At 70.0% G+C, this 21624-nt stretch carries 25 protein-coding genes; 9 read left to right on the top strand and 16 right to left on the bottom strand.

Annotated features, from left to right (window positions below; translation table 11 throughout):
• Window positions 1-4: 4 nt before the first annotated feature.
• On the top strand, window positions 5-862 hold the full coding sequence (locus tag ACQPWU_RS56380) for a fructosamine kinase family protein (protein ID WP_433435323.1): 858 nt from the start codon (window positions 5-7) through the stop codon (window positions 860-862).
• Here the strand turns inward: ACQPWU_RS56380 and ACQPWU_RS56375 are convergent.
• The 5 genes from ACQPWU_RS56375 to ACQPWU_RS56355 all read right to left on the bottom strand — a co-directional run bounded on the left by ACQPWU_RS56375 (window position 859) and on the right by ACQPWU_RS56355 (window position 4823).
• Window positions 859-1587: a hypothetical protein gene (locus tag ACQPWU_RS56375; protein WP_433435322.1), complete on the bottom strand. Its 729-nt coding sequence runs from the start codon at window positions 1585-1587 to the stop codon at window positions 859-861. The genes ACQPWU_RS56380 and ACQPWU_RS56375 overlap by 4 nt on opposite strands.
• A gap of 127 nt (window positions 1588-1714) precedes the next feature.
• Window positions 1715-2182 (bottom strand): hypothetical protein, encoded by a 468-nt coding sequence (locus ACQPWU_RS56370; RefSeq protein WP_433435321.1) that lies wholly within the window; start codon window positions 2180-2182, stop codon window positions 1715-1717.
• A 105-nt stretch (window positions 2183-2287) separates the two neighbouring features.
• Window positions 2288-2842, bottom strand: a complete 555-nt coding sequence (locus ACQPWU_RS56365) for an exonuclease (RefSeq protein ID WP_433435320.1) — start codon at window positions 2840-2842, stop codon at window positions 2288-2290.
• A 19-nt stretch (window positions 2843-2861) separates the two neighbouring features.
• Window positions 2862-4307, bottom strand: coding sequence for a hypothetical protein (locus ACQPWU_RS56360; RefSeq protein ID WP_433435319.1), 1446 nt, complete (start codon window positions 4305-4307; stop codon window positions 2862-2864).
• 33 nt (window positions 4308-4340) lie between these two features.
• Window positions 4341-4823, bottom strand: coding sequence for a hypothetical protein (locus ACQPWU_RS56355; RefSeq protein WP_433435318.1), 483 nt, complete (start codon window positions 4821-4823; stop codon window positions 4341-4343).
• A gap of 67 nt (window positions 4824-4890) precedes the next feature.
• On the opposite strand from ACQPWU_RS56355, the gene ACQPWU_RS56350 reads away from it, so the two are divergent.
• Entirely contained in the window at window positions 4891-5355 is a 465-nt protein-coding gene (locus ACQPWU_RS56350; RefSeq protein WP_433435317.1) for a DUF1772 domain-containing protein, read from the top strand.
• A gap of 33 nt (window positions 5356-5388) precedes the next feature.
• Here ACQPWU_RS56350 and lpdA read toward each other — a convergent pair whose 3' ends face one another.
• Both lpdA and ACQPWU_RS56340 read right to left on the bottom strand, forming a co-directional pair.
• Window positions 5389-6768 carry a dihydrolipoyl dehydrogenase gene (lpdA, locus tag ACQPWU_RS56345; protein WP_433435316.1) on the bottom strand — a complete coding sequence of 460 codons (1380 nt, stop codon included), beginning with the start codon at window positions 6766-6768 and terminating at the stop codon, window positions 5389-5391.
• Between the two features lie 20 nt (window positions 6769-6788).
• Window positions 6789-7163, bottom strand: a complete 375-nt coding sequence (locus ACQPWU_RS56340; RefSeq protein WP_433435315.1) for a tautomerase family protein — start codon at window positions 7161-7163, stop codon at window positions 6789-6791.
• Between the two features lie 19 nt (window positions 7164-7182).
• On the opposite strand from ACQPWU_RS56340, the gene ACQPWU_RS56335 reads away from it, so the two are divergent.
• Genes ACQPWU_RS56335 through ACQPWU_RS56325 form a run of 3 tightly spaced genes read left to right on the top strand, consistent with a single transcriptional unit; the run spans window position 7183 to window position 9457 of the window.
• Window positions 7183-7833, top strand: a complete 651-nt coding sequence (locus tag ACQPWU_RS56335) for a response regulator (protein ID WP_433435314.1) — start codon at window positions 7183-7185, stop codon at window positions 7831-7833.
• Between the two features lie 6 nt (window positions 7834-7839).
• A complete protein-coding gene (locus ACQPWU_RS56330; protein WP_433435313.1) occupies window positions 7840-8892 on the top strand; it encodes a quinone-dependent dihydroorotate dehydrogenase in 1053 nt (350 codons plus the stop codon).
• Window positions 8893-8902: 10 nt separating this feature from the next.
• A complete protein-coding gene (locus ACQPWU_RS56325; protein ID WP_433435312.1) occupies window positions 8903-9457 on the top strand; it encodes a GNAT family N-acetyltransferase in 555 nt (184 codons plus the stop codon).
• A 1-nt stretch (window position 9458) separates the two neighbouring features.
• On the opposite strand, the gene ACQPWU_RS56320 is transcribed toward ACQPWU_RS56325, so the two are convergent.
• From ACQPWU_RS56320 to ACQPWU_RS56305, 4 genes are all read right to left on the bottom strand, one after another.
• On the bottom strand, window positions 9459-11051 hold the full coding sequence (locus ACQPWU_RS56320) for a beta-N-acetylhexosaminidase (protein ID WP_433435311.1): 1593 nt from the start codon (window positions 11049-11051) through the stop codon (window positions 9459-9461).
• A complete protein-coding gene (locus ACQPWU_RS56315) occupies window positions 11048-11860 on the bottom strand; it encodes an N-acetylmuramoyl-L-alanine amidase (RefSeq protein WP_433435310.1) in 813 nt (270 codons plus the stop codon). Before ACQPWU_RS56315 ends, ACQPWU_RS56320 begins: the two co-directional genes overlap by 4 nt.
• Window positions 11861-11952: 92 nt before the next feature.
• The gene (locus tag ACQPWU_RS56310; protein ID WP_433435309.1) at window positions 11953-12201 is read right to left on the bottom strand and encodes a hypothetical protein; all 249 of its coding nucleotides are present in this window, start codon (window positions 12199-12201) and stop codon (window positions 11953-11955) included.
• Window positions 12202-12321: 120 nt separating this feature from the next.
• Window positions 12322-13371 (bottom strand): LacI family DNA-binding transcriptional regulator, encoded by a 1050-nt coding sequence (locus tag ACQPWU_RS56305; RefSeq protein ID WP_360684736.1) that lies wholly within the window; start codon window positions 13369-13371, stop codon window positions 12322-12324.
• A gap of 155 nt (window positions 13372-13526) precedes the next feature.
• On the opposite strand from ACQPWU_RS56305, the gene ACQPWU_RS56300 reads away from it, so the two are divergent.
• Entirely contained in the window at window positions 13527-14177 is a 651-nt protein-coding gene (locus tag ACQPWU_RS56300) for a TetR/AcrR family transcriptional regulator (protein ID WP_433435308.1), read from the top strand.
• A gap of 131 nt (window positions 14178-14308) precedes the next feature.
• Here the strand turns inward: ACQPWU_RS56300 and bldC are convergent, their stop codons facing one another.
• Both bldC and ACQPWU_RS56290 read right to left on the bottom strand, forming a co-directional pair.
• Window positions 14309-14512: a developmental transcriptional regulator BldC gene (gene bldC / locus ACQPWU_RS56295; protein ID WP_013133571.1), complete on the bottom strand. Its 204-nt coding sequence runs from the start codon at window positions 14510-14512 to the stop codon at window positions 14309-14311.
• A gap of 322 nt (window positions 14513-14834) precedes the next feature.
• On the bottom strand, window positions 14835-15698 hold the full coding sequence (locus tag ACQPWU_RS56290) for a hypothetical protein (RefSeq protein WP_433435307.1): 864 nt from the start codon (window positions 15696-15698) through the stop codon (window positions 14835-14837).
• A 107-nt stretch (window positions 15699-15805) separates the two neighbouring features.
• Between ACQPWU_RS56290 and ACQPWU_RS56285 the strand changes: the two genes are divergently transcribed.
• Together ACQPWU_RS56285 and ACQPWU_RS56280 are read left to right on the top strand one after the other, a co-directional pair.
• Window positions 15806-16885 carry a Glu/Leu/Phe/Val family dehydrogenase gene (locus ACQPWU_RS56285; protein WP_433435306.1) on the top strand — a complete coding sequence of 360 codons (1080 nt, stop codon included), beginning with the start codon at window positions 15806-15808 and terminating at the stop codon, window positions 16883-16885.
• A gap of 150 nt (window positions 16886-17035) precedes the next feature.
• On the top strand, window positions 17036-17266 hold the full coding sequence (locus ACQPWU_RS56280) for a DUF3073 domain-containing protein (protein ID WP_433435305.1): 231 nt from the start codon (window positions 17036-17038) through the stop codon (window positions 17264-17266).
• Window positions 17267-17420: 154 nt separating this feature from the next.
• Here ACQPWU_RS56280 and purM read toward each other — a convergent pair whose 3' ends face one another.
• Both purM and purF read right to left on the bottom strand, forming a co-directional pair.
• Window positions 17421-18446 carry a phosphoribosylformylglycinamidine cyclo-ligase gene (gene purM, locus ACQPWU_RS56275; RefSeq protein ID WP_433435304.1) on the bottom strand — a complete coding sequence of 342 codons (1026 nt, stop codon included), beginning with the start codon at window positions 18444-18446 and terminating at the stop codon, window positions 17421-17423.
• Window positions 18447-18513: 67 nt separating this feature from the next.
• Entirely contained in the window at window positions 18514-19950 is a 1437-nt protein-coding gene (purF, locus tag ACQPWU_RS56270) for an amidophosphoribosyltransferase (protein ID WP_433435303.1), read from the bottom strand.
• A gap of 231 nt (window positions 19951-20181) precedes the next feature.
• Here purF and ACQPWU_RS56265 point away from each other — a divergent pair, with 231 nt between their 5' ends.
• Window positions 20182-21174 carry a hypothetical protein gene (locus ACQPWU_RS56265; RefSeq protein WP_433435302.1) on the top strand — a complete coding sequence of 331 codons (993 nt, stop codon included), beginning with the start codon at window positions 20182-20184 and terminating at the stop codon, window positions 21172-21174.
• On the opposite strand, the gene ACQPWU_RS56260 is transcribed toward ACQPWU_RS56265, so the two are convergent.
• Window positions 21171-21608: a sterol carrier family protein gene (locus ACQPWU_RS56260; RefSeq protein ID WP_433435301.1), complete on the bottom strand. Its 438-nt coding sequence runs from the start codon at window positions 21606-21608 to the stop codon at window positions 21171-21173. The genes ACQPWU_RS56265 and ACQPWU_RS56260 overlap by 4 nt on opposite strands.
• Window positions 21609-21624 lie beyond the last annotated feature (16 nt).

Genomic DNA, 21624 nt, shown 5'->3' with positions numbered 1-21624 from the left:
AGACGTGGATCTTCTACTTGTACGGCTGCGCGAAGCCGGGTTCGACGCCGTGTCCGCGGAAATGGCCGGCGGGGGAGTGGTGGCGCTGGCGGGCCTGGCGACTCTGCGCGACGGCTCGCGCGTGTTCGCGAAGACCCTGCGCACGCCCGTACAGGACCTGTTCGAGGTCGAGGCCGAAGGGCTGCGGGCGCTGCGCGAGCTGGGCGGCGTCACCACCCCCGAGGTGCTGGCGGCCACCGCCGATCTGCTCGTACTCGAACCCTTACCGCCACGCCGCGGCGACGACGAGCGCTTCTGGGAGGCGCTGGCCCGCGCCGTCGCCACCCTCCACACAGTCAAGGCCGACCGGTTCGGCTGGCACCGGGACGGCTGGCTGGGGCGCCTGCGCCAGGACAACACCTGGGACGAGGACGGGCACGCCTTCTTCGCCCAGCGCAGGATCCTGCGCTGGCTGCCGGAGCCGCTGGTGGAGGCGGCGTTCGACCGCGAGGAGCGCCGAGCGCTCGAACGCCTCTGCGCCGCCCTGCCCGAGTTGCTCCCGCCACAGCCACCGGTGCTGACGCACGGTGATCTGTGGTGCGGGAACATCCTCTCCGGCTTGGCCGGAGGCCCGGCGCTGGTCGATCCGGCCGTCTCCTACAGCTGGGCGGAGGCCGACCTCAGCATGCTCTGGTGCTCGCCGCGCCCGCCCGCCTCGGACCGGTTCTTCGAGGTGTACGCGGACGCGGCGGGCCTGGCCGACGGCTGGCGGGACCGCATGCCGGTGTTCCACCTGCGCGAGCTGCTGAGCAGCATCGCCCACGACGACTACGCCCGGGAGTGCGCCGCGGAGGTGCGCGAGATCATCAGGCCCTTCGCCTAGTTGTACTTGTAGAGCCTGGTGGCGACCCGCCGGTTGTGGTTGTACACCGAGGCACGGTACATGCTGACGGCCAGGTCACCGTGCTCGGCCTTGCCGCAGGTATTCACCCCGGCCAGCTGGTGGATCTCGAAACGCGCGGTCGGGTCTCCGGCGACGAAGTACTGGGCGCGGGCCTGGTACGTGTCGGCGCCCGTGTCGCAGGCGAAGACGAACGTGTTCTGCTCGCCGAAGCACACGGTCGCGGCGCCCTTGGTCGACGTGCAGGTCTTGGCTCGGGCCCGGGCCTCGGTGGGCGTCACCCGCGTTTCCCGCTTTACTGGATATTTCGTCATATCGCGTACGGTTTTCCACCGCCCGAACTTGACCCGATGATTCCCCTCGTAGAGCGCCGCCCGGAAGGTCACGATTTTTCCGATCTCCCGGTTGCCTCGGACCTCACCCTTCCGTCCCAGGTTGTGGATGACGTACTTGGTGCCGAGGTAGCCGTTGAGGTAGTACTCGACGGCGGGATGGAGGTTGTCGTTGGCCGTGTCCTCGATCGTGACCCCGGGCCGATCGCTCCCGTCGGGCCCCACGCACGCCTCCGCGCCCTTGATCCGAAGGCACTCGGGCTCCTTCTCGACCGCGGCCGGTCGGGTGACGACGGGAGCGGACGCGGTGACCGCCGGAGTGGCCGGCTGGGGCTCCGCTTCGGCCGCGGCAGGGCTGAGCACAGTAGTGGTCATCGCGACTGCCGCGATGAATATACGACTTAACGCCATTCGAACCTCACCGGCCTCACATGTCACAGGTCGCCTGTTTGGGTGTGACGCGGAAAATACGGGAAAGGTTCCGAATTTCGGCAAAGCGCGTTCAGCGGTCGTTCATGCGGTGACGGGACGTCAGCGTGGCCAGCGTGAGCAGGAGCGCGCTCTGGGCGAGCATGCCGGGCGCGAGCGGTGGCGCCTGGCCGACCGACTTGGTGAGCGCGTACCACCATTGGGTGAGCGGGGAGAGGGCGTCCCACGAGAGATCGGCCGCGCCCGCGCCGTGGTTGACGGACACGTGCATGAAGACGCCGTACGCGGACGCGAGCAGGACGGCCAGCGCGATCACGCGTACCACGGTGGTCGTCCGAGGGGAGTCACGCAGGGCGAGCAGCACGAGCGCGAGCCCGAGCAGCGCCAGGGCCGCCCACGGGATCAGCTGGACCGGGCTCTGCCAGTGGCGTTCGAAGGCGAGCTCGAGGGCGGCGCCCAGGATGCCGATCGCGACGAGCCCCAGGAGTCCGAGGCGCACCAGGGCGGGGCGGGCAGCCAGTGCCGGTGAGGTCGAGGTCATGTGGGATCACCATCCGGGTACAAGAGGCTCTCCGGTCGCCTCCAAGCTCTCCGGGCTCCCTCAGAGGTTCCTGTGCGAAACCTGAAGATCTCGTGAAAAAACCGCTCAACCCCGCGGCTGGCGGAGAGCCGCCTCGAACACCTGCGCCAGCTCCGCCGCGTCCTCCCCGGCATGATGCGTGTGCGGCACCCCTTCGAGCTCCAGCTGATGCTTGATGGCCCCTTTGCGCGTCTCGACCCACTCGCAGCCGGTCCGCCCCATCCAGTAGCTCCGCAGATCCACGCCCGAGCCGGTCGCCCCGAACGGGCTCTTGCCGGTGAACCGCATGAAGTACCAGTGCACGAACATCCCGTCCCACACCGCGGGCGCGGCGAGGAACACGGGACGCCCGATCTCGCGCAGGCCGTTGACCCAGCGGGCGGCCGCCGCCATGGCCTCCTCGGGGGCGGGTGCCTCGCGCAGGAGCCGGTCGCGGTCCAGCCCCGAGACGGCCAGCGCCGCGGGCACGAAGTCGTCGGAGATCGGCCGCAGCTCCGTGTAGAACGTCAGCTCCGCCCGCCCGGCCACGGCCATACCGAGGGAGATCATGCTGTACGGGCCCGGGATCGGCCCGTCGGCCTCCACATCGACGGCGACGTACAGCTCAGGAAGTCGAGACACGGCTGAAAGGCTAGCCCCTTCAGAAGACGCGCCACTCGTCGAACCAGGACCCCGCCTCGCCCGCCGGCACGCCCGCCCGCTCCGCCAGCCCCATGAACGCGTCGCCCGCCTCCTCCCGGCGCAACGTGTCGATCAACCCGTGGCGCTCGTCGAGGGCGTTGAGTGTCTCGACGAACTCCCTGAGCACCTCCCTGGCGTCCGCCACCGCACCGGGATCGTCGGGGCTCAACAGCCCGATGGCCTGCGCGGCGGCCGCGTACGCCCGGCACGCCGCCGCCCCCGCCCGCCGATCGTCGTCCACCCAGTCGCGCAGCGGGTTGTCGATGTTGGCCGCCAGCCACTTGTCCGACTTGGCCCCACGCAGCCGGACCCGGACCTCCGAGCCCCGGTAACGCTCCTTGATCGGTCTGCTCTGGCTGCTCCTGAGCGAGGCGACGCTGAGGTGCCGGAGTGGCCCGCCGGGCGGGGGCAACATCGGCGCCTCGACCCCGTACGCGTCGATCAACTGCAGCGTGTGCAGGCTCGGGAGGGCGGCCTCTCCGACGAGCCCGCCGTACGGGCCGAGCCACTGCACGCGCAGCGACTCCAGGTCGGCGAGCCCGCCCAGCGTCGCGAGCGGCAGATCGCCCGCCACCTCCATCGCCACGTCGCGCACCCCGCGTAACCCGGCGGGGACGCCGGAGCGGGTCGTCAGGCGGATCCATCGCCCGTCGCCGGCCGCCGTGACGGTCTCCGGCGGCGGCCCGTCCGGGCTGAGGGACAGGCTCGTCAGGAAGGGCGGCAGAGCGAGCCGGCGCGGACCGGCACCGGCGAACGTCAGACCGTGGAGGTGCGTCCCGCCCAGATCGACCTCGTCCGGAGGGTCCAACCAGTGCAGGCCGGTGATGATCGGCCGGGCCTCGAGCGCGGCGGCGAGGCCGCGGTCGGACCCGGCCCAGGTCAGCGCCGTCACCCGGGGCAGCGCGTCCAGCCCGGCCCAGCGGACCTCGCCCTGGAGCTCCCGCAGGTCGAGCGCGGACACCATGGCGGGCCTGCGCATCCGCCGGACGCCGAAATCGGCCTCGACCTGCCCGGGTTTGGCGGCCTTGTAGGCCGCTTTCGCCTCGGCGGGCACGTGCAGGTCCCACTGGCGCTGGAGGACCACCTGGATGCCCAGGCCCGGCCACGCGCCGTACGAGTTGGTCGAGCGCGGCATGCCGGGCTCCACCGGCAGCCACCCGAGCCGGACGAAACCGGCCGGCAGCGGCTCGGACGCGTCGACGGACAGGATCTTGGGGACGCCCTCCCAGCTGTGGTGATCGACGACCAGCGGGCCTGCCCCGCGCAGGTCGTCGAGCGCGGGCATCCCTTTGGAGTGCCAGTCGAGCACGCACACCGTCAGCTCGGCGTCCGTATCCGTCACCTGGCACGCGCCGAAGCCGCCGAGCGGCAGCGGCATGACTATGACGTCCCCGATCTCCAGCATGCCCGGCACGCTAGCAACCGCCGCCGACAGTGTTCATGGCCTCCACTTCGCGGAGGCGGCTCGGTCGCCGGGGAGCCGCCGCCTTCCCTCGTCGCTCTGGTCGCTACGCTCCCTGCGCTCCTCAGTCCAGGCGACGGCGCTGCCTCGCGTGTTCATGGCCTCCACTTCGCGGAGGCGGGCTCGGTCGCCGGGGAGCCGCCGCCTTCCCTCGTCGCTCTGGTCGCTACGCTCCCTGCGCTCCTCAGTCCAGGCGACGGCGCTGCCTCGCGTGTTCATGGCCTCCACTTCGCGGAGGCGGGCTCGGTCGCCGGGGAGCCGCCGCCTTCCCTCGTCGCTCTGGTCGCTACGCTCCCTGCGCTCCTCAGTCCAGGCGACGGCGCTGCCTCGCGTGTTCATGGCCTCCACTTCGCGGAGGCGGGCTCGGTCGCCGGGGAGCCGCCGCCTTCCCTCGTCGCTCTGGTCGCTACGCTCCCTGCGCTCCTCAGTCCAGGCGACGGCGCTGCCTCGCGTGTTCATGGCCTCCACTTCGCGGAGGCGGGAGCCTCCCGTGGAAAAGAGGCCACCCGGGGAGGATCATTGCCGCATGGACGTACTCGCGGCCGTAGCGGCGATCCTCGCCCTCGTGCTCAACGGCCTGATGGCCGGCCTCTACTTCGCGTTCTCGACGGCGGTGACGCCGGCCCTCGACGCCATCGACAAGGACCATGCGGCCGACGCCATGCGCAGTGTCAACAGGAAGATCCTCAACCCACGGTTCCTGCCCACGTTCACGCTGTCGCCGGTCGTCGCGCTGGTCGCCGGGGTCCTGCTGCTGCTGGCCGGGGCCGGCCTGCCGGGCGTCCTGGCCATCGCGGCCGCGGTGGCCGGCTTCCTCGGCTCGATCGTGGTGACGGCCGTGGTCAACGTGCCGCTGAACAACGCGCTCGACGCGGGCAGCGTGGACTGGCCGGGCTACTCGCCCCGCTGGACCCGCTGGAACAGCCTGCGCGGCTGGGCCTGCGCGCTCGCCGTGGCCCTCCTGGGCGCGGCGCTCTACCTCTGGAAGTGACCGGTACGGTCGCACCGTACCGATCACCAAGGGTCACATGTTGATCATGTGGCCGGCGAGGCCGTGGATCGCCTCCTTGACCGCCTCGCCGAGCGTGGGGTGCGCGTGGACGTTGCGCGCGACCTCGTGCACCGTCAGGTCCCACTGCTGGGCCAGCGTCAGCTCCGGCAGCAGCTCGGTGACCTCGGGCCCGATCAGGTGGGCGCCGAGCAGCTCGCCGTGCGTGTCGTCGCTGATGATCTTGACGAACCCGGCCGTGTCGCCCAGCCCGTGCGCCTTGCCGTTCGCCGTGAACGGGAACTTCGCCACCTTCACGTCATAGCCCAGGTCACGCGCCTGCGCCTCGGTGTAGCCGAAGCTGGCGACCTGCGGCTGGCAGTACGTCGCCCGCGGGATCATCACGTAGTCGAGCTCCATGGTCTCCGCGTCGGCGATCGTCTCGGCGGCGATGATGCCCATGGACTCCGCGGCGTGCGCCAGCATCAGCTTGGCGGTGACGTCGCCGATGGCGAAGATGTGCGGCACGTTCGTACGGCAGCGCCCGTCCACCGCGATGGCGCCCCGGTCGGTCAGGGCCACGCCCGTCTTCTCCAGGCCGTAGCCGTCGACGCGCGGCTGGAACCCGATGGCCTGCAGCACCTTGTCGGCCTCGAGCACCTGCGTCTGGTCGCCCCTGGTGACGGTGACCTTGACGGAGGCACCGCTGTCCTCGATGGCGTCCACGCGGGTCGAGGTCAGCACCTCGATGCCGAGCCGCTTGTAACGCTTGGCCAGCTCGGCCGACACCTCCTCGTCCTCCAGCGGCACGACCCGGTCGAGGAACTCCACGATCGTCACCTTGACGCCGTAGTTGTGCAGCACGTACGCGAACTCCACCCCGATCGCGCCGGCGCCCGCGATGATGATGCTGCCCGGCAGCTCCTCGGTGAGGATCTGCTCCTCGTACGTCACCACGCGGTCGGACAGCTGCGTGCCGGGGATCAGACGAGTGGTCGCCCCCGCCGCGATGATGCAGTTGGAGAACGTGATCGTCTCGCCGTTCACCTGGATCGTGTTCGCGTCCAGGAACGTGCCGCGACCGTCGTACTCCGTGATGGCGTTCTTCTTCATCAGGTAGTGAACGCCCTTGACCCGCCCGTCGGCCACCTTGCGGCTGCGCTGGAAGGCCGCCCCGTAGTCGAAGCTGACCTGGCCGCTGATGCCGAACGTCTTGGCCTCGTTGTTGAAGATGTGGGCCAGTTCGGCGTTGCGCAGCAGCGCCTTGGACGGGATGCAGCCCACGTTCAGGCAGACGCCACCCCAGTACTTCTCCTCGACGACCGCGGTGCGCAGTCCGAGCTGGGCGGCGCGGACCGCGGCCGTATACCCTCCCGGACCCGCGCCGAGAACGACGACGTCATAGTGAGTGCTCATGAGTCGGACCATACCGTCAGCTAGACATCGACCTTGTACGAGAGGGTGAGCTCGTCGGCCGGCACCCCGCGGATGCCCCAGTTCGTCTTGGGCATCTCGATGATGGTGATCTCGACGTCCTTCGGGTCATAGGCGAATTTGTCGTAGATCTCCCTGATCAGGGCCCGTTTGGCGTCGTCGCTCCGCCCGGTGAAGCAGATCACCTCGATGATGAGGTAATTCTCACTACGCCCCGGGCAGACGAAGTCGTCCTCGTCCAGCAGCAGGAACCGGTGGAAGCGCTTCTCCGGAGGCAGACCCCACGCGCTCACCAGGCACGACTGCACCAGATCGGAGATCTCCCGCTGCCGTCCGGCCCACACGTCCCTGCGCCCGTACACCTTCACCTGTGCCATGTCGGCCAATATAGAGGTCGTGATCCGCATACTCCTGGCCGACGACGAGGCCATGATCCGCGCCGGGGTCAGGGCGATACTCGCGTCCGACCCGTCGCTGGAGGTGGTGGCCGAGGCGGGCGACGGCAGGCAGGCCGTCGACCTGGCCATCAGCCACCGGCCCGACGTGGCGCTGCTCGACATCCGCATGCCCAGGCTCGACGGGCTGGCCGCGGCCGTGGAGCTGCGCAGGGTCGCGCCGCGGACGGCCGTGGTGATGCTGACCACATTCGGGGAGGACGACTACATCGCCAAGGCGCTCGACGTGGGGGCGAGCGGGTTCCTGCTCAAGTCGGGCGACCCGCGCGAGCTGATCGCCGGGATCCACGCGGTGGCCGAGGGGGCCGCGTACCTGTCGCCGAAGGTCGCCCAGCGGGTGATCGCGCAACTCGGGGGCGGCAGGATGGCCAAGGGAGCCAGGGCCCGCGACCGCATCGAGGTGCTCACCGACCGCGAGCGCGAGGTGCTCGCCCTGGTCGGAGCGGGCATGTCCAACGCCGAGATCGCCCGCGAGCTGCACATCGTCGAAGGCACGGTGAAGGCGTACGTGAGCGCCATCCTCACCGGTCTCGACGTACGCAACCGGGTGCAAGCCGCGATCATCGCCCACGAGGCCGGGTTGGTAGCCTGACCCGTGATGTATCGCCTCGTGTTCACGCAGGTCTTGCGGCGTTTCGACGCCGAGGCCGTGCACCATCTCACCGTGAGCGCCTTCGCGCTCCTCGCCCGGCTGCCCGCGCTCAAGCGGCTGCTCCACCGGGCGCTCGCCCCGCACGACCCGGCCCTGCGGGTGACCGCGTTCGGCGTGCACTTCCCCGGCCCGCTCGGGCTGGCCGCCGGGTTCGACAAGGACGCCGCGTGTGCCGAGGCCATCGCCGCGCTCGGCTTCGGCCACGTCGAGGTCGGCACGATCACCGCGCACGCCCAGCCGGGCAATCCGCGCCCCCGCCTGTTCAGGCTGGTGCGGGAGCGCGCGCTGATCAACCGGATGGGCTTCAACAACTCCGGGGCCGCGGCCGCCGCCCGCAGGCTGCGCCGCGCCCGCGGCGTCCCCGTCGTGGTCGGGGTGAACATCGGCAAGACCAAGGTGGTGCCCGAGGCTGGGGCCGTGGCCGACTACGTGGCCAGTGCCAGGCAGCTCGCCCCGCTGGCCGACTACCTCGTGGTCAACGTCAGCTCGCCCAACACGCCGGGTCTGCGGAACCTCCAGGCCGTCTCGCTGCTACGGCCGCTGCTCACCGCGGTCAAGGAGGTCGCTGACGCCACGCCCCGTCGCACGCCGCTGCTGGTGAAGATCGCGCCCGACCTCGCGGACGAGGACGTTGACGCGGTCGCCGACCTGGCGGTGGAGCTGGGCCTTGACGGGATCATCGCCACCAACACCACGATCAGGCATGGTGGAGAGACCGGCGGGCTGTCGGGCCGCCCGCTCAAGGGCCGCTCGCTGGAGGTGCTCAGGCGCCTGCGCGCCAAGGTCGGCGACCGCCTCACGCTGGTGTCGGTGGGCGGCGTCGAGGACGTGGACGACGTCTGGGAGCGCCTGCTGGCCGGGGCGACCCTGGTCCAGGGCTACACAGGCTGGATCTACGGCGGCCCGCTCTGGGCCTCGCGCATCCACCGCCAGCTCTCCAGGCGCGTGCGCCGCCACGGCCTGAAGTCCATTACGGAGGCCATAGGTCGTACGGCCTAATCTAGGACGGGTGATCGAAGATGTACCCCTTTCGGACGGCGTCATCCTGCGCCTGGCCGCCGTGCAGGACGCCGAGGCCCTCCTGCACGCCTACAACCGCAACCGCGACCACCTGAAGCGGTGGGAGCCCCGCAGACCGGCGGAGTTCTTCACCTTGCAGGGACAGGCCCTGCGGCTCAAGGACCTGCTGGAGCAGCAGACCCAGGGCCGCTCCATGCCGTGGGTGCTGGCCGACGGCGACGAGATCGTGGGCCGCGTGACGCTCAGCGGCATCGTCCGCGGCCCGTGGCTGAGCGCCGATCTCGGCTACTGGGTGGACGGCGGCTACACGGGCCGCGGCCTGGCCACCGGGGCCGTGCGGGAGGTGTGCCGCATCGCCGACGAGGAGATGGGGCTGCACAGGGTCGCGGCGAGCACCCTGCTCGACAACGTGGCCTCACAGAACGTGCTGCTCAAGGCCGGGTTCGAGCCGTACGGCACCGCCGAGCGCTACCTCGCGATCGACGGCAGGTGGCAGGACCACCGCCTCTTCCAGCGCATACTCAACGACCGCCCGGCCCCCTGAGTCACACGCTCGGCCGGGTCGACTCCGCGTCGTGGGTCATGGCGTCGATGCGGCCCATCACGTCGGAGACGTTCACCACGCCCGGCCGGTGCGGGCGCCGCCGCTGCCATGGGTGTGGCCCCGCGAGAGGCCGGTACTCCACCCCGATCGCGTCCAGCCGCCCCAGGTGCTCCTCCAGCCGCCCCGTGAAGCCGTCCGAGGGCGATCCAGCCCAGGCCACCTCCGCCAGGGCGCAGGCCCTCGGCCACAGGCGGTAGTCCACCGTGCGGGCGTCGGGCACGCGCTCGGTCCAGAGCTGCGCCTGCACCCCCAGGACCCGCGCACGCTCCTGGTCCGTCCACGAGGCGGGTGCGGGGTCGAAGGCGGCCACGTCGGAGACGGTGATCGCGTCCCCGATGGCCATCGGCTCGTCGGCGGAGGACGCCTCCGCGTAGTCGAAGTACAGCGGGAACACCGGAGTCGCCACCACGTCGTGCCCCGCCGCGGCGGCCCGGCGGCCCACGCCCATGCCCCGCCACGGCATGACCACGGTGTCCTCGCGCAGCCTGCCGCTGACGAACGCCTCGTCCCACACCACGGCCCGCGCGCCCCGCTCGGCCAGCTCGTCCGCGAGCCGCCGCAGGAACCACGCCTGCAGGTCGTTGGCGGAGGCCAGCCCGAGCGAGTCGCGGTACGCGGCGATCTCCGCCGACTCGGTCCAGTGGTCCAGCACGACCTCGTCACCGCCGATGTGCACGTAGGGCGTCTCCCCCAGCGCTCCGATCAGCTCGTCGAAGATCGTGGTCAGGAACTCGACAACCGGCGGCAGCGGCGACAGGATCGCGGAGGAGATGCCCCAGCGGTCGAGCACGTCGTACGGCTCCCCGGTGGCCCCGAGCGCCGGGTAGGCCGCCAGGATCGCCGACGCGTGCCCCGGCACGTCGATCTCGGGGACGATCGTGACGCACCGCGCGCGGGCGTAGGCGCCGATCTCCGCCAGGTCGTCGAGCGTGTAGTAGCCGCCGTGCGGGACCCCGTCGTACGTCTCCGGCTCACGCCAGAAGTTGGTCGCCGTGCGCGGGCGGTGCGAGGAGACCTCGTGCAGCAGCGGGTACGCCCTGCTCTCCACCCGCCACCCCTGGTCGTCCACCAGATGGAGATGGAGGCGGTTGAGCTTGTGCATCGCCATCAGGTCGATCAGGCGGAGTATCTCCCGCTTGGGAAAGAAATGCCGCGCCACGTCCAGGTGCAGCCCGCGCCAGGCGAACCGCGGCGCGTCCTCGATCCGCACCCCGGGCACGAGCCACGAGGCCCCGGTGGAGAAGCGGTAGGAGGCGTCGGGCAGCAGCTGGTGCAGCGACTGCGCCGCGTAGAAGGCTCCGGCACGCCCGCCGGCCACGATCTCCACGCCCCGGGAGCCGGTCGTCAGCCGGTAGGCCTCCTCGCCCAGCCCCGGATCCCGCCGTACGTCGATCTCACCCGAGTCGCCGGGGCGTAGGTCGAGGCAGGGGAGCGCGAGGCGTACGGCGTCGACCAGGTCGCCGGACACGGTCGCGCCCGAGGTCAGCTCGAAGGAAGCGGAAAGCTCGGTGAGCAGCTCTGGGCGAGGGATCATGCCTTGAGATACTGCTGCAATCCGTTCGCCAGCGCCACTGCGACCCTCTGCCGGAACTTCGGATCCTTCATCTTGGCCGCGTCCCCGGCGTTGCGCATGTTGCCGCACTCGATGAAGATCTTCGGCACCGTCGACAGATTGAGCCCGCCGAGGTCGTTGCGGTAGTCGAGCGCGTTGCGGCCGATGTAGTTGGAGTACGGGACGCCGGTGCCCTTGGCATAGGCGTTGCGTACGGCGATCCCGAGCTTGCTGGAGGCGCCCACGACCGGGTCAACGGGGCCGTTGATCTTCTTGGGCATGATGATGTGGAAGCCGTGGTTGCCCGGGGCCGACCCGTCGCCGTGGATGGAGATCGCCGCGGCGGCCTTGGCCTTGTTGCCGATCGCGGCCCGCTGGGTGATGCAGGGGCCGACGCCGTTGTTGCCGGACCTGGTCAGCTTGACCGTGGCCCCGCGGTCTTCGAGGATCTTGACGAGCCGCTGTGAGACGTCCCACGTGAAGGCGGCTTCGGTGTAACCGCTGTTGGTCTCGGTGCCCGTCGTGTCGCAGGGCTTCCACTGGGTCAGCACGTTGACCTTGCGGTTGATGGCCTTCGGGTCGCGGTAGTTGCCGCCGTTGTGGCCCGGGTCGATCACGACGACCTTGCCCTCGAGCGGCTTGGCGCTGGGCGGGGCCTGTTTGGCTGGAGCCTGCTCCACGACGGTCGCGGGAGCGGCCTGACCTGCCGCGGCGCCACCGGAGCCGGTGCCGCCACACGCGGAGGCGATCAGGCCGCAAACGGCGAGTACTGAGGCTTGCAGAGCACGCATGGCATCCAACTTACGACAAGCCTGGAGCTCAAGCCCGCCTTATGCCGACTACGGCGAGTGGAGGGGGCCGTGCGTCCTCTGGGCCCGCGCCCTCACCAGACGTGCTCGCCGACCTCCTGCCGCTCCAGCAGGGCGGCCAGCTCCCGCGCGTCCTCGGCGTCGAGCCCGAGGACGACGCGGGGACGGCCCCATGGGTGGTCGAGGGAGTGGGCGACGTAGCTGGCGACCGACTCCGCGGTGCCGTCGTTGCCCCGGCCCCTTCCCTCCCGCCAGTGCCCCCAGGCGCGCTCGAGCTCGGCCGCAGCGCGCTGGGCGCAGGACACCAGTTCCGGATCACGCATGACTGTTCCCCCGGATCAGATCGTGACCGGAGTGAATCCGGCCACAATTAGCATGACCCTGACGAGTAAACAGCCGCGCGGCCACGGCACCGCGCGGCTTGACCCAGCCTTGGGGCTCTTTTAAGCCGGACCCGTGCTACGTCGCACGATCAGCTCGGGACGGATCTCCCGCAGGCGCGAGACCTTGGCGGGATCCCCGATCCGGTCGCTCAGCAGCGCCGCCGCCGACCTGCCCATGGTGCGGCGAGGCTGGTCGACGGAGGTGAGCGAGATGTGATGGGAGGCCGACAGGTGTGTGTTGTCATAGCCGACCACCGAGAGGTCTTGCGGGACACGCAGGCCCAGTTCGCTCGCAGCTGACAGCACGCCGAGCGCTACCACGTCATTGGCGGCGAAGATCGCCGTAGGCCTGGGGTCGCGGGTCAGCAGCGCGAGCGCCGCCTCCCTGCCGCCCTCCTCGGTCGAGTCCGCGGCCTCGACCATGATGTACGGCGCCAGCGAGTGCCTGCGCATCGCCACGAGGTAGCCCTCGCAGCGCGACGATCGGCGGCCCTCGATGTGCGCGATGCGCTTGTGGCCCAGCTCGACCAGGTGGTCGATGGCCAGGCGAGCGCCGAGCTGGTCGTCGTCGACCACGATGTCGACGCCGTCGAGCTCGATGTCACGTTCCCCTACGACGACGGTCGGGGTGTAGGCGGTGGCCTCGATCAGCGTCTCGCTGGTCGGCGCGATGCCCAGGAGGACCAGCCCGTCCACCCGGAGCTCGAGGAAGGCCTCCACGGCCTCGTCCTCGAAAGCCGGGTCCCACTGGCTGTTCCCTATGAGCATGCGCAGCCCGTCGCCGTGCAGGCTCTCCTGCAGGCCGTCGAGGAACTCGGCGTAGAACGGATTGTGCAGGTCGGCGACGAGCGCGCCCACCAGATGCGTACGGCCTTCCACCAGGCTTCGCGCGACCGCGTTCGGCCGGTAGCCGAGTTCGCGGGCGGCCTGTAGCACGGCCTGGCGCCGGTGCTCGCTCACGTGCGGGGAGCCGCGCAGCACGAGAGAGACCAGCGATTTCGAGACGCCGGCTCGTTCGGCGACGTTGCGGATGGTCGGTCTGGGCCGAGGCAGCGTGTCTACCTCTCTGAGCTCAGTAATGGTTGAAGTGTTGACGGGCGGTCCTGACATGTGTCTCCCCCGCGATGCGGATATGGGCACCTGTCTGACCAAACGATCGAGTTAGCCGCAGGGTACGGCCTCGGTCACTGATTGACTCAGGGATGCCGATATTGACCGGATAGCCACACGTCAACCGGCGGCATGGCGTCGGCTACTGTGCAGGTGTGACACCCGGGAAGTCAGCCGAGACGGCACGACCGGCGCGGCGCAGGCTGAGCGTCGACCGGCGTCGCGAGGAGCTCATGGCGGCCGCGCTCGAGCTGTTCAGCACCCGCGACGCGGAAGACGTCTCGATCGACGACGTCGCCTCCGCGGCAGGTGCTTCGCGGGCCCTGGTCTACCACTACTTCGGGGGCAAACAGGAGCTCTATGTGGCCGCGCTGAAGAGCGCGGCGGAGCAGTTGGAGTCCCGGCTGCGCCCCCAAGAGGGCGGCAGGCCGCTCGACGAGCTGGCCTCGGGGCTCAGGCGTTACTTCGATTTCGTCGAGGAGCACGCGACCGGTTTCGCCGCGTTGCTGCGTGGGGGACCCGCCAACAGGGCGGGCGAGATCGGTGAGATCGTCGACGGTGTGCGCCTCCGCCTCTTCCGCCTCATCCAGAAGCAGATGAACGTCGAGGAGCCGAGCCCGGTGCTCCGCATGACCCTGCGGTCGTGGATCGCCTCCGTGGAGACGGCCGGCCTCGACTGGCTCGAGCGCCGCGACATAGAACGACCGACGCTGGAGAAACTGCTCGTCGATCACATGGTCGCGCTGCTCGGCGTGGCCGCCGCGCACGACGACGACGTGGCCAGGCTGCTCGAGCGGCTGGCGTAGAGATCCCTCGCGGGAAGAATGGCGCCGGGCGGGCGGCGCCAAGTCTCCCATGCGACGTTGTCGTCACAGTGGTGCACCAGGCCGTCGGCCTGGCTCACCAAACCCCCCTGAGGTTCGTGACGACCCCTCACTTACTCCGAGCGCTGCTGCGGAATGCCCGCGAGCAGTGCCCGGACCTCGGTCTCCCGGTAACGCCGATGACCGCCGAGGGTGCGAATCGACGTCAACTTACCCGCCTTGGCCCACCGCGTAACGGTCTTGGGGTCGACCCTGAACATGGTCGCGACCTCGGCGGGCGTGAGCAGTGGCTCGGCCTCGGGTGTACGAGCTGACATTTGTGCGGCCTCTCCTCCGTGTGGACCGGCTTAGCGATCCTGTGACTGCCTTTGCGCGTGTCACGGATGTCCCCCTATGGCACAGAGCGTGCGGCTTTTCTGAGCCATATGCGGCATCACCCGATGTGACCATACCGCCACGCAGAGCGATTGGCGAGCCCTTCTTTGACCCAACTGCCCGCCCTCATGGGGATGTCACGCTCGGTGATTCTAGCGACACGGTTCGTGGTATCGCAGTGAAAACGGCAAACTACTCAGTTCGCAGAAGAGAGCAGCCGCGAGACGTGACCTACTCATGCAGGTCAGACGGTCGTATTGGGCCTCAGTTGGCAGATTCCAGCTGTTGCATTGACTTCCACCGGAGGATCACCCTCTGGTACATGGCGTAGGCAAGTTCTTCTTGACCCGTGTCCAGGCCCGTCAGAGCGGCCGCGAGCTCCGCGACCGACTGGTCCGCCTGCAGCGCGTCGTCGTCCATGAGGTGGACCAGCCCGCCGTAGTCGAGCTCGACCAGGGAGTGGGGGTGGAACTCCTCCAGCCACCTGGCGATGTCCTCCACGTCGAAGTTGGCCGCGGCATCCCCCAGGTGCCGGCGCATCACGCCGAGCGCGCGAGCCGTCCGCCTCCTCGCCTGTGCCATGGAGGTGACATAGATGAGGTTGCGTCCGGTAGTGGTCGTCACATCCTGTCCAGGTGTGGAGGAGCCGAGCACCAGCCAGCGCTCGTTTCCATCAAACGGCACGAACCACGATGGCGGCACATGCCACGCCGTGGTGCGAATGTGGGTGCGCAACGCGGACGAACCGGCCTGCCGCTTGAACCGGTCGAAGTCGTCCGCGGTCTGGTCGGCGATGGCCTTGGGCACGAGACGGTCCATCAGCTTCACGGGAGTGGTGCCACGCAGCCTTGAGAAGGCCAGCCACGAGCGCAGACGGGTTTGCCAAGGGCATACGTATAGCCGGTCCTCAACGCGCCTCAGATAGGCGTTGGGGCTCTCCTGGGCGGGAACGGGTTGAGGGGGCATGCCGAGAAGGCGCATCACCGACTCGCCGTGCTCCGCATTGAGCGCGTTCGCGCGCCGTGGGCGGTCTCGTGAGTCGGCGTAGTCGGCCCACAGCTTGCGCTCGGACTCGTCGAACGCGGTCAGTGGCTCATAGACGCGGAGGTAGGCGGCATAGGGCAGCACGGAGGCATCGTGTCACGAAGCGAACCTGCGTGCACCGTTGAGGCTTACTACGCTGAGAGGCGATCTCCGTCGCGAAGGCGCGGCGGACCGGACAGGGAGTCACCACCGTGACCGACGTCTTCGGCTCGTCCCACAAGGACGTCCACGAGCAGGTCGTGTTCTGCGCCGACGAGCAGAGCGGCCTGCGTGCCATCATCGCCATCCACAACACGGCGCTGGGCCCGGCCCTGGGGGGCACGCGGTTCTACCCGTACGAGAGCGAGAGCGCGGCCCTGGCCGACGTGCTCAATCTCGCCAAGGGCATGGCCTACAAGAACGCGCTGGCCGGGCTCGACCTGGGAGGCGGCAAGGCAGTCATCATCGGCGACCCGGCTCGCGACAAGAGCGAGGCGCTGCTGCGCGCGTACGGGCGATTCGTGCAGTCGCTCGGCGGCCGCTACATCACGGCGTGCGACGTGGGGACCTACAGCGAGGACATGGACGTCATCGCCCGAGAGTCCCGCTTCGTGACGGGCCGCACCCGGGCGCATGGCGGGGCGGGTGATTCCTCCATCCTCACGGCCTTCGGTGTGTTCCAGGGCATGCGGGCCTCGGCCGAGCGCGTGTACGGCACGCCGTCGCTGCACGGCAGGCGAGTCGGCGTCGAAGGGGTCGGCAAGGTGGGCCACCGCCTGGTCGAGCTCCTGCGCGAGGACGGCGCCGAGGTGGTGATCTGCGACGTCGATCCCAAGGCGGTCGAGCGGGTGCGCCAGCGTCGCCCGGAGGTGGACGTGGTGGCCGACGCGGTGGAGCTGACCGGGTCCGACATCGATGTGTTCGCGCCCTGTGCGCTGGGCGGTGCTCTCGACGACGCCGCGGTCGCCAGGCTCCGGGCCAAAATCGTCTGCGGCGCGGCCAACAACCAGCTGGCCCATCCCGGTGTGGACAAGCAACTCGCCGAGCGGGGCATCCTGTACGCGCCCGACTACGTCGTCAACGCCGGGGGAGTGATCCAGGTCGCGGACGAGATCGAGGGCTTCGACATGGAGCGAGCCAGGTCGAAGGCGACCCAGATCTATGACACGACTCTGAAGATCTTCCGAATCGCGGCCGATGAGGGCGTTCCTCCCGCCGTCGCAGCGGATAGGCTAGCCGAGCGCAGAATGTCGGAAGTCGGGCGTATTCGGGGCATTTGGCTGGGCCGCTGACGCCCCGCGCCCATACGACGTACCGAGCTGGGCACAAAACAGGTACGGTAATAGGCGAACGATAGGCTGACGCCCAAAGTGAGCGGCGTCAGTGTGTGGTGCGTTAGCGACGAGGGGTCGGGGACGACCCCACACGAGGGGGTCGAGCCAATGGGGCGCGGCCGAGCAAAGGCCAAGCAGGTCAAGGTTGCTCGCCAGCTGAAGTACAACAGCGGTGGCACGGATCTTGACCGTCTTCGCGACGAACTCGGGGTCGGAGACTCCAGCAGTGACGACGCCGACGACCTCAACGATGAGCTGGCGGATCGCTATGCCGATTACGCCGATGACTATGGCGCCGGAGACGACGACGATGATGGCCGTCCTTCCGGCCGTCGGTAGCCGTCCTGGTTGATGTGGCGAAGGCCCCGGCGCGGGTCCGCGTCGGATCTTCCCATGCTCGTCGGGCCCCACGGGCAACCGTGGGGCTTCGTCACGTGGACGTTGTTTACGCTTTGAGCCCCCGCCCGCCAACGGGCCGGGGGCTCAAAGCGCGCTACCGGTAGTGCGCCTGCCCGTCTCCAGGGACGATCTCACCCATCACCCAGGCGTCCACTCCCCGGGCCGCGAGCACCCGGACGGCCTCGTCCGCGGAGTCGGCGGCCACCACGGCCGCCATCCCGACCCCGAGGTTGAACGTGCGGTCCATGTCCGCCTGCGCGATCCCGCCGTGCCCGGCCAGCACGCCGAAGACGGCCGGCGGCGTCCACGAGGACCGGTCCAGCACCGCGTCCAGATGCCCCGGCAGCGACCGCGACAGATTGCTCTCGATGCCCCCGCCCGTGATGTGCGCGTAGGCGTGCACGTCGACGGCCTTGGCCAGCTCCAGGCAGTCGAGCGAGTAGATCCGGGTGGGCTCCAGCAGCTCCTCGCCCAGAGGCCGCCCCAGCTCGGGCAGCACCGCGTCAAGGGAGAGGGAGGCCTCGCGCAGCACGTGGCGCACCAGCGAGTAGCCGTTCGAGTGGACGCCCGAGGACGCCAGCCCCAGCACCGCGTCGCCCGCCTGGACCCGCGAGGGCCCCAGCATGGAATCGGCCTCCACGACGCCCGTGCCGGCCCCGGCCAGGTCGTACTCGTCCGCTCCCATCGCCCCGGGGTGCTCGGCCGTCTCGCCGCCCACCAGCGCGGCCCCCGCCAGGCGGCAGCCCTCGGCGACCCCGCCGACGATCTCGGCGATGCGCTCGGGGACCACCTTGCCACAGGCGATGTAGTCGGTCATGAACAGCGGCTCGGCCCCGCAGACCACCAGGTCGTCGAGGACCATGCCGACCAGGTCGATGCCGATCGTGTCGTGCTTGCCGTACTGCTGGGCGATCATGACCTTGGTGCCCACGCCGTCGGTGGAGGTGGCGAGCAGCGGCCGCCGGTAGCGCAGCAGCGCCGAGGCGTCGAACAGCCCGGCGAACCCGCTGGCGTCATCGACGACCTCGGGCCGCCGTGAGCGCGCCACCTTCTCCTTCATCAGGTCGACGGCGCGCTCGCCCGCCGCGATGTCGACGCCGGCGGCCTCATACGTACTCACGCAGCCTCCTTCGTCGGCAGCGTGAGCACAGTACTGCTGTGTCGATTGGTTCGCTCGCTACGCTCGCTCACGCTTTGCTCTCCAGCACGAACTTGCCCACGTTGTCCTGGTCGATGGGAATGGGGTACGAGCCGTCGAAGCAGGCCCTGCAGAGGCGCTCCGCGGGAATGGTGGTGGCCTTGGTGAGGCCCTCCAGGGAGATGTAGCCGAGCGAGTCGGCGCCGAGCGAGGCCCGGATCTCCTCGACCGTCAGCGACCCCGCGATCAGCTCCGCCCTGGTGGCGAAGTCGATGCCGTAGAAGCACGGCCAGGCCACGGGCGGCGAGGAGATGCGTACGTGCACCTCCTTGGCTCCGGCCTCGCGCAGCATGCGGACGATGGCCCGCTGCGTGTTGCCGCGCACGATGGAGTCGTCCACGACCACCAGCCGCTTGCCCTCGACCACCTCGCGCAGCGGGTTGAGCTTCAGCCGGATGCCGAGCTGGCGGATGGTCTGCGAGGGCTGGATGAACGTGCGGCCCACGTAGGAGTTCTTGACCAGGCCCTGCCCGTACGGGATCCCGCTCTCCTGGGCGTAGCCGACGGCGGCCGGGGTGCCGGACTCCGGCGTGGGGATGACCAGGTCGGCCTCGACCGGGTGCTCGCGGGCCAGCACGCGGCCGACCTCGACCCGGGTGACCTGCACGCCGCGCCCGGCGATGGTGGTGTCGGGGCGGGCGAGGTAGACGTACTCGAAGAGGCAGCCCTTCGGCTCGGCCAGGGCGAACCTGCGCGACCTGACGCCGCGCTCGTCGATGGTGAGCAGCTCGCCCGGCTCGATCTCGCGGACGAACGTGGCGCCCACGATGTCGAGCGCGGCCGTCTCGGAGGCCACCACCCAGCCCCGCTCCAGCCGGCCCAGGACCAGGGGGCGGATGCCCTGCGGGTCGCGGGCCGCGTAGAGCGTCTTCTCGTCCATGAACACGAGCGAGTAAGCGCCCTTGACCTGCGGGAGCAGCTCCGTCGCCGTGTCCTCGATGGAACGGCTGCGGTCCTGCGCGAGCAGCGTGGTCAGGACCTCGGTGTCGGTCGTCGCGCGGGTGGAGCCGGGAGCCAGACGCTGGGCCAGCTCCGGGGTGTTGATGAGGTTGCCGTTGTGGGCGAGCGCGAGCCCGCCGACCTCGGTGGAGCTCAGCGTGGGCTGCGCGTTCTCCCACACGCTCGATCCGGTGGTGGAGTAGCGGCAGTGGCCGATGGCCAGGTGGCCGCGGAGGGTGCTGAGCACCGACTCGTCGAAGACCTGGGCGACCAGGCCCATGTCCTTGTAGACGAGAATACGGCTGCCCTCGCTGACCGCGATGCCCGCGGACTCCTGACCGCGGTGCTGCAACGCGTACAGCCCGTAGTAGGTGAGTTTGGAAACTTCCTCGCCCGGAGCCCAGACGCCGAAGACGCCACAGGCGTCTTTAGGAGCGCGGTCATGGGGGTCCAGGTCATGGCCGAGCCGGCCGTCGCCCTTCAGCACATGCCTCAGTCTAGGTTGACGGCTTCTGTGCTCGCACACTCGGGGGCGATATCGAGGACCTGGGTTGACCTGCCTGGCCGTGGTTCGCGGGCCCACCGCAGGGCCGGCCCTCGCCGCTTTGTCGCATGGAGACCCAAGTATGGGCGTCCTTTTACCGTGTCGTCTGGTTTAACCGGTGCCCTCCGCGAAAGGGTGAAGTATCCGGCATGCAGACCGTCGGGGAGACGCAGCGTGACCACATCTGGGGACCCGAACGAGCCCCGCCCGGGGCAGGACCCGCGCGAAGGCCGTCGGGAAGAGGAAGAGCCGGGCCGGCCCGCGCCCGATTGGTGGCGCGAGGGGGAGACTCCCGAGGAGGGCGGAGAGCGTCCTGGGGAGGGCGAGGAGCCGATCGCTCCTGTGCCACCCGTGGTGCCGCCGCCCGACGTGCCGCCGACTCATGAGCCGAGGCCGGGCGGTGAGCCGACCCATCCCGACCTGCCCACCTCGCCCGAGACCCCGCCGCCCGTCGGCGGCGATGCCGAGAAGACCCAGGCGTTCCCCGTTCCGGGGGCCACTCCGACGTACCCCGGCTGGGAAGGCACCCCCGGCGAGGGGGAGCCGCCGGTCAAGCCGACGCCGTCGCGCTATGAGGAGGGCGGGCCGCCGTCCTTCACGCCGCCGGAGCAAGGCGCGCCACCGTCCGGGGCGGACGCCGAGACGACCCCGCCCGGGGGATTCCCCCCGCTAGGGGGAGGCCCTCCGCCGACTGGTCAGGGCATGCCTGCCGGCGGCCCGTACCAGGGCGCGTACGGCGCCCCGCAGGGCCAGGAGCCGACCGTCCCGGGCACTGTGCCCTCCAGCCCGTACGGCGGCCCGCCCGGCTACGGACCGCCACCCGCTGGAGCCCCATACGGCGTCCCTTACCAGCAGGCCCAGCCGGGCAGCGGCCTGGCCACCGCGTCACTGGTGCTCGGCGTGGCCAGCCCGTTCCTGGTGTTCGTCTGCTTCACCGGCGTGATCACGGCCATCCTGTCGATCGTCTTCGGCTGCGTGGCGCTCGCCAAGCGCGTCGGCAAGGGCCGCGCCATAGCCGGCATCGTGATCAGCGCCCTCTCGCTCGTCCTCTTCGCGATCGTGGCCATCTGGTTCTGGAACGTGGTCCAGGAATGCGCCCATTTGCCGGGCCAGCTCGCCGACAGGTGCTTCGAGCAGAAGTTTCCCTGGATGAGCGGCAGCCGCTAGAGCGGTAGATGCTCCGACAGGTCCGCCCGCGCCCCGCTGGCGGACACCAGGCCTTTCGCCATGGCCTCGGCCCAGGTCAGGCGGCCCAGGGCGAGCTCGATCCAGGTGCGCCCGTCCATCTCCACCACGTTCGGCGGCGTGCCCCGGGTGTGGCGGGGGCCTTCGATGGCCTGGACGGCGGCGTACGGCGGGACGCGGACCTCGACGGTCCTGCCCGGCGCGGCGGCCGCCAGCTTGTCGAGCAGGAAGCGCACCGCCTGCCTGCCCGCGTCGCGCTCGGGCTTGACCCCGCGGTCGTAGGCGGCCAGCACGGCGGCCACGAGGGCGTCGGGGAGCGAGGAGGCGGGGCCGTCGTAGGGAGGCTCGTCCAGGGCGACGAGCTGGCCGTCGAGCGCCGATCTCAGCTTTTCCTGATCCAGTTTGCGTGATGGCACCCCACCATTGTCTCCC

Source organism: Nonomuraea sp. CA-141351, from assembly GCF_050944675.1.
Taxonomy (GTDB): Bacteria; Actinomycetota; Actinomycetes; order Streptosporangiales; family Streptosporangiaceae; genus Nonomuraea.
The sequence above is the reverse complement of the archived record's forward strand: the minus strand, read 5'-3'. Positions and strand labels throughout refer to the sequence as shown.